Source organism: Enterobacter sp. (genome assembly GCF_977039595.1).
The window spans coordinates 1-11,399 of sequence record NZ_CDRQYH010000022.1 but is presented as its reverse complement, the minus strand read 5'-3'; the positions used below and the strand labels follow the sequence as shown (position 1 = coordinate 11,399).

Annotated in this window: 5 protein-coding genes and 1 tRNA gene; 4 read left to right on the top strand and 2 right to left on the bottom strand. The window is 57.2% G+C overall.

The genetic code is table 11. The features are described 5' to 3' along the window. Positions 1 to 104: 104 nt before the first annotated feature. Genes ptrA through recD form a run of 3 tightly spaced genes read left to right on the top strand, consistent with a single transcriptional unit; the run spans position 105 to position 8,343 of the window. Complete coding sequence (ptrA, locus tag ACWYRJ_RS09150) at positions 105 to 2,987, top strand: pitrilysin (protein ID WP_455507760.1); 2,883 nt, start codon at positions 105 to 107, stop codon at positions 2,985 to 2,987. Further along, positions 2,984 to 6,526: an exodeoxyribonuclease V subunit beta gene (gene recB / locus ACWYRJ_RS09145; protein ID WP_455507759.1), complete on the top strand. Its 3,543-nt coding sequence runs from the start codon at positions 2,984 to 2,986 to the stop codon at positions 6,524 to 6,526. Before ptrA ends, recB begins: the two co-directional genes overlap by 4 nt. Then, positions 6,523 to 8,343 carry an exodeoxyribonuclease V subunit alpha gene (gene recD / locus ACWYRJ_RS09140; RefSeq protein ID WP_223580438.1) on the top strand — a complete coding sequence of 607 codons (1,821 nt, stop codon included), beginning with the start codon at positions 6,523 to 6,525 and terminating at the stop codon, positions 8,341 to 8,343. The genes recB and recD overlap by 4 nt, the downstream gene beginning before the upstream one ends. Positions 8,344 to 8,377: 34 nt before the next feature. On the opposite strand, the gene argA is transcribed toward recD, so the two are convergent. After that, entirely contained in the window at positions 8,378 to 9,709 is a 1,332-nt protein-coding gene (argA, locus tag ACWYRJ_RS09135; protein ID WP_008499655.1) for an amino-acid N-acetyltransferase, read from the bottom strand. A 227-nt stretch (positions 9,710 to 9,936) separates the two neighbouring features. Here argA and amiC point away from each other — a divergent pair, with 227 nt between their 5' ends. Then, positions 9,937 to 11,190 (top strand): N-acetylmuramoyl-L-alanine amidase AmiC, encoded by a 1,254-nt coding sequence (gene amiC / locus ACWYRJ_RS09130; RefSeq protein WP_023309036.1) that lies wholly within the window; start codon positions 9,937 to 9,939, stop codon positions 11,188 to 11,190. Positions 11,191 to 11,277: 87 nt separating this feature from the next. On the opposite strand, the gene ACWYRJ_RS09125 is transcribed toward amiC, so the two are convergent. Further along, positions 11,278 to 11,354, bottom strand: a tRNA-Met gene (locus tag ACWYRJ_RS09125). Positions 11,355 to 11,399 lie beyond the last annotated feature (45 nt).

Sequence of the window (11,399 nt, the reverse complement as noted above, 5' to 3'; positions counted from 1 at the left end):
TTTATGATGCACTTCTTATCACGGACTGATGTACCCAAAGAAAGAGATGTTGGCGTGTCCAGCACGCAGTTTGTTAATGATGTAGCCGTGATAAAGAGGTCGTAATGCCAGGCAGCACCTTGATTAAAGCGTTTGTTTTGTTTATTGCCCTTTGGGCGCCCGTCACTCACGCAGACTCCGGTTGGCAACCCGTTCAGGAAACTATCCGTAAGAGCGAAAAAGATACCCGTCAATATCAGGCTATTCGTCTTGATAACGGCATGACCGTGCTGCTGGTTTCCGACCCGCAGGCGGTGAAATCCCTGTCGGCATTAGTGGTGCCGGTTGGGTCGCTGGAAGATCCTGACGCTCATCCTGGACTTGCACACTATCTGGAACATATGACGCTGATGGGGTCAAAAAAATATCCACAGCCAGATAGCCTGTCCGAATTTCTCAAGATGCATGGCGGTAGCCACAATGCCAGTACGGCACCGTACCGCACGGCCTTTTATCTCGAAGTCGAAAATGATGCGCAGGAAGGGGCAGTCGATCGTCTTGCTGATTCCATCGCCGCGCCGTTGCTGGATAAAAAATACGCCGATCGTGAACGCAATGCGGTGAATGCCGAGCTGACCATGGCCCGCACGCGAGACGGTATGCGCATGGCGCAGGTCAGCGCCGAAACCATCAACCCTGCACACCCGGGTTCGCGCTTCTCCGGCGGTAACCTCGAAACCTTGAGCGACAAACCGAATAGCCCGGTGCTGGATGCCCTGCACGCGTTTCGCGATAAATACTACTCCGCCAACCTGATGAAAGCGGTCATCTACAGCAATAAACCGTTGCCTGAGCTGGCAGACATGGCGGCCAAAACGTTTGGCCGGGTGCCGAATAAAAATATCGACCTGCCGCAAATAACCGTTCCGGTGGTCACGGACGCGCAAAAAGGTATCGTGATCCACTACGTTCCTGCCATGCCGCGCAAAGTGCTGCGCGTCGAATTCCGCATTGATAACAACACGGCGCAGTTTCGCAGTAAAACCGATGAGCTGGTGACCTACCTGATAGGTAACCGTAGCCCGGGTACGCTGTCTGACTGGCTGCAAAAGCAGGGGCTGGCGGAAGGTATTCGCGCCGATTCCGATCCGGTAGTGAACGGTAATAGCGGCGTACTGGCGATCTCCGCCACCCTGACCGACAAAGGGCTGGCCAACCGCGATGAAGTCGTGGCGGCTATCTTTAGCTACCTCGCTTTGCTGCGCGAGAAAGGCGTCGATAAGCGCTATTTTGATGAACTCGCGCACGTGCTGGATCTCGATTTCCGCTACCCATCCATAACCCGAGACATGGATTACGTGGAGTGGCTGGCGGATACCATGATCCGCGTGCCGGTGGAACATACCCTCGACGCGGTAAATATTGCCGACCGGTATGATGCCGGGGCGGTAAAAGCTCGCCTGGCGATGATGACGCCGGAAAATGCCCGCATCTGGTACATCAGCCCGAACGAACCGCATAACAAGACGGCGTACTTTGTCGATGCCCCTTATCAGGTGGATAAAATCAGCGCCCAGACCTTCGCCGACTGGCAGAAGAAGGCCGGGGAGATTGCGTTGAAGCTGCCGGAGCTGAACCCCTATATTCCGGATGATTTCTCGCTGATCAAAACGACGAAAGATTATCCGCATCCAGAACTCATCATTGATGAGCCAACGCTGCGCGTTGTGTATACCCCAAGCCGCTATTTTGCCAGTGAGCCAAAAGCCGATGTCAGCGTGGTGCTGCGTAACCCGAAAGCAATGAACAGCGCCAAAAATCAGGTGATGTTCGCACTCAATGACTATCTCGCCGGTATCGCTCTCGATCAGCTCAGCAACCAGGCCGCCGTGGGCGGGATCAGCTTCTCCACCAACGCCAATAACGGTTTGATGCTTAATGCAAACGGCTATACCCAGCGCTTGCCTCAGCTGTTCCAGGCCTTGCTGGAGGGCTACTTCAGCTACACGCCGACGGAAGAGCAGCTTGAGCAGGCTAAATCCTGGTATGCCCAGATGATGGATTCTGCCGAGAAGGGCAAGGCCTACGATCTTGCGCTTATGCCGGCGCAAATGCTGTCGCAGGTTCCTTATTTCCAGCGAGAGGAGCGCCGCGCGCTGCTGCCTTCAATCTCCTTAAAAGACGTGCTGGCGTACCGCGACGCGCTGAAAACCAATACGCGTCCGGAGTTCCTGATTGTCGGCAACATGAGTGAGGAGCAGGCCAAAACTCTGGCGCAGAATGTTCGCACTCAGCTCGGCTCTAAAGGCGACGAGTGGTGCCGCAACCAGGACGTGCTGGTTGAGAAAAAGCAAAATGTGATTTTTGAAAAGGCGGGTAACAGCACGGATTCCGCGCTGGCCGCGGTATTTGTGCCAACGGGCTATGATGAATTCGCCAGCTCGGCGCAGAGTGCCGTGCTGGGACAGATTATTCAGCCGTGGTTCTATAACCAGTTACGCACCGAGGAGCAGCTTGGCTACGCGGTATTTGCCTTCTCCATGAATGTCGGGCGTCAGTGGGGGCTGGGCTTCCTGCTGCAAAGCAGCGACAAACAACCGGCGTATCTCTGGAAGCGTTATCAGGCCTTCTTCCCGCAGGTGGAAGCAAAACTGCGTGCCATGAAGCCGGAGGAATTTGCTCAGATCCAGCAGGCCGTCATCGCGCAGGTGATGCAGCCGCCGCAGACGCTGGGTGAAGAAGCCTCTCAGCTGAGCAAAGATTTCGATCGCGGTAATCTGAAATTTGATTCGCGTGATAAAGTAGTGGCCGAGATAAAACAGCTGACGCCGCAGAAGGTTGCCGACTTCTTCCATCAGGCGGTCATTAAGCCGCAGGGAATCACTATCCTGTCTCAGGTTTCCGGTAGCCAGAACGGGAAAACGGAGTACGTAAACCCGAAAGGCTGGAAAGTCTGGAAGAGCGTCAGCGCGCTGCAGCAATCTATGCCCTGGAGTAAGAAAGAATGACCGATACCGCTGAGTCCCTTGATCCCTTACGTTTACCTCTGCAGGGTGAACGATTGATTGAAGCCTCAGCGGGAACGGGAAAAACCTTCACCATTGCCGCCCTCTATCTGCGCCTGCTGTTAGGGCTTGGCGGCAACGCTGCTTTTCCACGCCCTTTGAGCGTGGAAGAGCTGCTGGTGGTCACCTTCACCGAGGCCGCTACCGCGGAGCTGCGGGGCCGTATTCGTACCAATATCCACGAGCTGCGCATCGCCTGTCTGCGTCAGAGCACGGATAACCCTCTCTACGCCAGCCTTCTGGAAGAGATTGCCGATAAGCAGCAGGCAGCCCAGTGGCTGCTGCTCGCTGAACGGCAGATGGACGAAGCGTCCGTCTTTACCATTCACGGTTTTTGCCAGCGTATGCTGAGCCTGAATGCGTTCGAGTCCGGAATGCTGTTCGAACAGCAGCTCATTGAAGATGAATCCGTGCTTCGCTATCAGGCCTGCGCGGATTTCTGGCGTCGCCACTGCTACCCCTTACAGCGTGATATTGCCGAAGCGGTACACGCGCTCTGGAAAGGCCCGGAAGCGCTGCTGCGCGCGATCGATCGTTATCTCCAGGGGGAAGCGCCGATAATCAAATCCCCGCCGCCGGCAGATGAAACCCTGGCCTCGCGGCATGAAAAAATCATCGCGAAAATTGCGGACATCAAGCAAAAATGGATGGAGTCAGTCGGCGAGATTGACGCCATCATCGAAAATTCCGGCATCGATCGTCGCAAGTTCAACCGCGGCAATCAGGGGAAATGGATCGACAAGATCAGCGCCTGGGCGCAGGAAGAGACGCGGGGCTATCAGCTCCCGGACGCGCTGGAGAAATTCTCCCAGCGTTTCCTGGCTGAGCGGACCAAAGCCGACGGCATTGTGCCTGAGCATCCCCTGTTTGTGGCAATAGAAACCCTGCTGGCGGATAACCTTACGCTGAACGATCTGATGATCGCTCGCGCCATGACCGAAATTCGCGAAGCCGTGGCGCGCGAGAAACGCCGCCGGGGTGAACTGGGTTTCGACGATATGCTGAGCCGCCTTGATGCGGCGCTGTGCAGTGAAAACGGCGAAGCGCTTGCCGCCGCGATTCGCACCCGCTTCCCGGTTGCGATGATAGACGAATTTCAGGACACCGACCCTCAGCAGTACCGCATTTTCCGCCGTATCTGGCGCCAGCAGCCCGGTACCGCGCTGTTGTTAATCGGCGATCCGAAACAGGCCATCTACGCCTTCCGCGGGGCGGATATTTTCACCTATATGAAAGCCCGCAGCGAGGTTGACGCGCACTACACGCTCGATACCAACTGGCGCTCCTCTCCCGGCATGGTGGAAAGCGTCAACGCGCTCTTTAGCCGCATGGATACGGCGTTTATGTTTCGGGAGATCCCGTTTCAGCCGGTAAAATTTGCCCCGAAAAATGCCTCGCTGCGCTTCGAGTTTAACGGCGTGACGCAGCCTGCCATGAACTTCTGGCTGCTGGATGGGGAAGGCTGCGGCGTTGCCGACTATCAAAATGCCATGGCCCAACACTGTGCTGCGCAAATCCGTGACTGGCTCAGTGCCGGGGCGCGGGGCGAGGCGCTGCTGTGGAAGGGGGATAACCCCACCCCGGTAAAGGCATCGGATATTACGGTGCTGGTGCGCAGCCGTCAGGAGGCCGCATTAATCCGAGACGCCCTGACGTTACTGAATATCCCCTCCGTCTATCTATCGAACCGTGACAGCGTCTTTGAAACGCTGGAAGCGCAGGAGATGTTATGGCTGCTCCAGGCCGTGCTGGCCCCGGAGCGGGAAAGTACATTGCGTAGCGCATTAGCCAGCGCGATGCTCGGACTGAACGCGCGGGATATAGATGCGCTCAACAATGACGAAGCCGCGTGGGATGCTGTGGTAGAGGAGTTTGTGCGCTACCGCGAAAAATGGCAGAAGCGTGGAGTTATGGCGATGGTGCGCGAGCTCATGGCACAGCGCCACATTGCGGAGAATATGCTGGCTACCGCAGGCGGCGAGCGCCGTTTGACCGATATTTTGCACATCAGCGAACTCTTGCAGGAAGCGGGTACGCAGCTGGAGAGCGAGCACGCCCTGGTGCGCTGGCTGGCGCAGCAGATTGCCGATCCGAACAGCAATTCATCCAGTCAGCAGATGCGCCTCGAGAGTGATAAACATCTGGTGCAGATCGTCACCATTCACAAGTCGAAAGGCCTGGAATATCCGCTGGTCTGGCTGCCGTTTATCGCCAATTACCGCGTACAGGATCAGGCTTTTTACCACGATCGCGAGTCTTTTGAGGCGGTGCTCGATCTCAGCAACGCGGAGTCCAGCGTTGAGCTGGCCGAAGCCGAACGTCTGGCGGAAGACCTGCGCCTGCTTTACGTGGCGCTGACCCGTTCGGTATGGCACTGCAGCCTGGGCGTTGCGCCGCTGTTCCGTCGCCGTGGCGAAAAGATCGGGGAGAGCGATTTCCATCTGAGCGCGCTGGGGCGGCTTATTCAACAGGGTGAGCCCAAAGACGCGGCGGGCCTGCGCCAGTGCATCGAATCGCTTTGCACTGAGCATGTTGCCCTGCATATTCCATCGCTGCCCGATAACAGCCGCTGGCACATGCCGGATCTGCACGAGTCAGATCTCCATGCCCGTCAGGTGGTACGTACCATTGCCGACGACTGGCGCGTTACCAGCTACTCCGGCTTACAGCAGCACGGGCAGAGTATTGCGCAGGATCTGATGCCAAAACTGGACGTGGATGCCGCAGGAGCCGGTAGCGTACCCGTTGAGCCTGTGCTGACGCCACACCAGTTCCCGCGCGGCGCTTCGCCGGGCACGTTTTTGCACAGCCTGTTTGAAGAGCTGGATTTCACCCAGCCGGTTTCCGAAGAGTGGGTGCTGAAGATGTTACAGAGCGGTGGTTACGACGCACAGTGGCAGCCGGTTCTCACCGACTGGATCCGCGCGGTTCTGCACGCGCCGCTCACTACGCAGGGGATTTCGCTGAATCAGTTGACCGCCAAAGATAAGCAGGTGGAGATGGAGTTTTATCTCCCCATCGCCAGCCCGCTCAGGGCTGAGGCGCTTGATGCGCTGATCCGCGAGTACGATCCGCTATCTGCCGGATGCCCGCCGCTGAATTTCCGCCAGGTGCAGGGGATGCTCAAAGGCTTTATCGATCTGGTTTTCCGCCACGAAGGACGCTACTACCTGCTGGATTACAAATCGAACTGGCTCGGTGACAGCAGCGAAGCCTATACCCAACAGGCGATGGCGTCGGCAATGCAACTGCATCGCTACGATCTGCAGTACCAGCTTTACACTCTGGCGCTACACCGTTACCTGCGCCATCGCATGGCCAATTACCGTTACGAAGCGCATTTTGGCGGCGTGATTTACCTGTTCCTGCGCGGCGTGGATGCTAACGACCCGCGTTCCGGCATCTTTAGCACGCGTCCGGCTGAGGAACTGATTGAAAAAATGGATAACCTGTTTGCAGCGAACACGGAGGAGGTGGTATGACGATGCAGGCGCTACTGCTGGACGCGGTTGAACAACGATTACTGCGCCACCTGGACGTGCAGTTTGCCATGATGGTGGCAGGTGAGGAGCCTGCCGTCATGCTTGCCGCAGCCATTCTTAGCAAAGACGCGGGAGAGGGGCACGTGTGCCTGCCGCTGTCGCGTCTGGCGGTGGATGAGAAAATGCCGCCGGCTTTACAGGCGTGTTTCGCGCAGCTCGGTGACGCTGTGGACTGGCAGGAGATATTACTCGGCTCGCCTGCCGTAAGCGGAGCCGATACCGGGACGCCGATGATCCTTGTCGGCGAACGTTTGTATCTTAACCGGCTGTGGCGTAACGAGCTGACGGTGGCGCGCTTCTTCAGCGAGAGCAACGCGCCGCTTCCCTGCGATGAAACGCAGCTCCGGCAAACGCTGGATGCGCTGTTTACCGCTGACGATGCGACAGACTGGCAGAAAGTGGCAGCTGCCGTGGCGTTAACGCGTCGGATCTCGGTCATTTCTGGCGGTCCGGGCACCGGGAAAACGACCACCGTGGCAAAACTGCTCGCCGCGCTGATTCAGTTATCGGGGGAGCAAAAGTGCCGTATTCGCCTGGCGGCCCCCACCGGTAAAGCCGCTGCGCGTCTGACGGAGTCGTTAGGCGGCGCGCTGCAAAAGCTGCCGCTTACCGGGGAGCAGCTTGCGCTTTTTCCCAATGAAGCCAGCACGCTGCACCGTTTGCTTGGCGCACAGCCTGGCAGCCAGCGTCTGCGCTACCATGCCGGTAACCCGCTGCACCTGGATGTGCTGGTGGTGGATGAAGCCTCAATGATTGATCTGACGATGATGTCGCGTTTGATTGATGCGCTACCGCCGCACGCGCGCGTCATTTTCCTCGGCGATCGTGACCAGCTTGCCTCCGTAGAGGCGGGGGCAGTGCTGGGCGATATTTGCACCTATGCCAGCCTGGGATATACCGCTGAACGCGCTCAGGAGTTAGCCCGTCTTACCGGATGTACGCTCACCTCTGAAAGCCACTCTCTTGCAGGGGCGCTGCGCGACAGCCTGTGTCTGCTGCAGAAAAGCTACCGTTTCGGCAGCGATTCCGGAATCGGCCAGCTTGCGGCGGCCGTAAACCGGGGAGACAGACACGCTACCTCAGCGGTGTTTGCCGGAACCTTTACGGATATTGAGAAAAAATCGCTGCAAAACGGGGAAGAGTATCAGGCGATGCTGGACGACGCCCTGCAGGGGTACCAGCACTTTCTGACAAGCGTACAACAGCAAAGTGCGCCGGAGCAGGTCATTGCCGCGTTTGGCGAATACCAGCTGCTCTGTGCGCTGAGGGAAGGCCCCTTTGGCGTCAGGGGTCTCAACGACAGGCTGGAACAGCTGCTGGCGCAAAAACGCAAAATTAACCGTACCCCGCATTCGCGCTGGTATGAAGGGCGACCGGTGATGATTTCCCGCAACGACAGCGCGCTGGGGTTGTTTAACGGTGATATCGGGATTGCGCTAGACTGCGGTCAGGGCCTGCGCGTCTGGTTCCAGATGCCGGACGGGAGCGTGAAGTCCTTCCAGCCGAGCCGTTTGCCCGAGCATGAAACCGCCTGGGCGATGACGGTGCATAAATCCCAGGGCTCCGAATTTAACCATGCTGCGCTGATCCTGCCTACGCAGCTTTCACCCGTTATTACCCGCGAGCTGATCTATACCGCCATTACGCGCGCGCGTCAGCGCCTGTCGCTTTATGCCGATGAACGGGTGCTGGTGCAGGCGATCGCCACCCGTACGGAACGCCGAAGCGGGCTGAGCGCGATATTTGAGTCCCTCTGAACGAAAGCCCTCGCTGGACGGTGAGGGCGTCGTATTATCCCAGATCGGCCATCAGCACCTTTGAACGACGCTGATAGTTGTACATCTCTTTCTTTGTTTCCGGCAGAGAATCGATATCCACCGGCGTGAACCCGCGCTCCTGGAACCAGTGAATGCTGCGCGTCGTCAGGACGAACAGCTTGCTCAGCCCCATCTGGCGCGCCTGCGCCGCCACGCGCTCAAGCAGCATTTCACCGCGTGAAGAGCTACGGTAATCAGGATGCACCGCCACGCAGGCCATTTCACCGATCTTCTCTTCCGGGAACGGATAGAGCGCGGCGCAGGCGATGGTCAGGTTATCGCGCTGAATAATGGTGAATTTGTCGATCTCCATCTCCAGCTGCTCGCGTGAACGACGCACCAGGATACCCTGCTGTTCCAGCGGGCGGATCAGTTCCAGAATACCGCCGATATCGTTGATGGTGGCGCGGCGGATCTGCTCCGCGCTCTCCATGACAATCTGCGTACCAATACCGTCGCGGGAGAACAACTCCTGCAGCAGGGCGCCATCTTCCTGATAGCTGATCAGGTGGCTGCGGCGCACGCCGCTGCGGCAGGCCTTCACGGCGCCACGCAGGAAGCGGACGGTGCCGGAGTGGTAATCGCCTTCGGCTTCCAGCGCTTCCACGCGGGCCTGGGCTTCGTTCGGGAAGAGTTCCGGTACGATTGTTCCTTCATCGTTCACGACGCCCTGGGAGGAGCAGAACCCAATCATTTTTTCAGCCTTCAGCTTGATTGCCAGCTGCGTGGCAATCTCCTCGGACGTCAGGTTAAAGCTTTCGCCAGTCACGGAAACGGCGACCGGGCCCATCAGCACGATGGCACCGCTGTCCAGCTGGCGGTGAATAGCTTCTTCATCAATACGACGAATGCGACCGCTGTGGCAGTAATCCACGCCATCGTCCACGCCGAGCGGCTGGGCAATGATAAAGTTGCCGCTCACGACGTTGATATGCGCGCCCTGCAGCGGCGTGTTGTTCAGGCTCATGGACAGGCGAGCGGTAATATCCAGCTGCAGCAGACCTGCCGCCTGTTTCACTAGCTCAAGGGTTTTAGCATCCGTGACGCGGGTATGTTTGTGGTAAATCGGCTCGTGGTGATGAGCGGCCAGGTTGGCGTCGATCTGCGGACGGGCGCCATAAACCACCACCAGGCGGATCCCGAGGCTGTGCAGCAGGCCAATGTCATTGACGATGCTGGAAAAATTTTCATGCTCAATGGCTTCGCCGCCAAGCATGATGACAAACGTTTTTCCCCGATGGGCGTTGATATAGGGAACAGAATGGCGGAATCCCTGGACCAGTTCGGTTCTACGTTCCTTCACCATGGCACAACCCTTAATGAATGTTTATTCGTAATTTATGTATTTTTATTCGATTGTGACCGCGTGTGCAAGCGCAAATTTTCCACGACCCACAGAATTTGGTAAGTAATCCGTGCGTTAGCGTATGATTGTTTACCCTTTTATAGATGACAGTTTATGCGTCGTTCGTTAAAGTTTTCGGTCAATCTGGACATTTTGTATATCAGTCAGTGTTCTTGCTCGGGAGAAGCATGTCGGGATCCAATTCAGCAATAAGCCGCCGCCGTTTGTTAAAAGGGGCCGGGGCAATGTGGTTGCTTAGCGTCAGTCAGGTCGGTCTTGCCGCAACCAGTCAGGTGGTAGCGGTGCGCGTCTGGCCATCGTCGACCTATACGCGCGTGACGGTCGAATCCAATCGCGTGCTGAAATATAAGCAATTTGCCCTCAGCAACCCGGAACGCGTGGTGGTGGATCTCGAAGGCGTTAACCTCAACTCCGTGCTGAAAGGGATGGCGGCGCAGATCCGCGGCGACGATCCGTTTATTAAATCGGCGCGCGTCGGGCAGTTCGACCCGCAAACCGTGCGCATGGTGTTTGAGCTTAAGCAGAACGTGAAGCCTCAGCTGTTCGCCCTGGCGCCCGTCGCGACGTTTAAAGAGCGTTTGGTGATGGATCTTTACCCGGCGAATGCGACGGATATTCAGGATCCGCTTCTCGCCCTGCTGGAGGATTACAACAAAGGCGATCTTCAGCGTCAGGTGCCGCCCGCGCAAAGTGGTCCGCAGCCGGGGAAAGCAGGGCGCGATCGTCCGATTGTGATCATGCTCGATCCTGGCCATGGCGGCGAAGACTCCGGCGCGGTGGGAAAATACCGTACGCGTGAAAAAGACGTGGTGCTGCAAATTGCCCGTCGCCTGAAGGCGTTGATTGATAAAGAAGGCAATATGCGCGCCTATATGACGCGCAATGAAGATATCTTTATTCCGCTTAAGGTCCGGGTGGCGAAAGCGCAGAAGCAGCGCGCAGATTTGTTCGTCTCAATTCATGCGGATGCGTTTACCAGCCGTCAGCCAAGCGGCTCGTCGGTGTTTGCGCTCTCAACCAAAGGCGCGACCAGTACCGCCGCGAGATACCTTGCGGACACCCAGAACGCCTCGGACCTGATTGGTGGCGTAAGCAAAAGCGGCGATCGCTACGTCGACCACACCATGTTCGATATGGTGCAGTCGCTGACCATTAACGACAGCCTGAAGTTTGGTAAAGCGGTGCTGGGCAAGCTGGGGAACATCAATAAGCTGCATAAGAACAGCGTTGAACAGGCCGGATTTGCGGTACTCAAGGCGCCGGATATTCCGTCCATCCTGGTTGAAACCGCGTTTATCAGTAACGTGGAAGAGGAGCGTAAGCTCAAGACCGCAAAATTCCAGCAGGAGGTTGCGGAGTCGATTCTGGCAGGGATTCGTGCGTATTTCTCTGACGGGGCGACGCTGGCGCGGCGCGGATAACGCTCTCAGCCGGGTAGACGCCCGGCAAATTCACAAACGACAGATACAAAAAAACACCCTTCAGGGTGTTTATTGTTTTAGAAGTGTTGGTTGCGGGGGCCGGATTTGAACCGACGACCTTCGGGTTATGAGCCCGACGAGCTACCAGGCTGCTCCACCCCGCGTCCGTCTTTCTACTCTTGTAGAAACTTACTTCTTCAAATTTGATT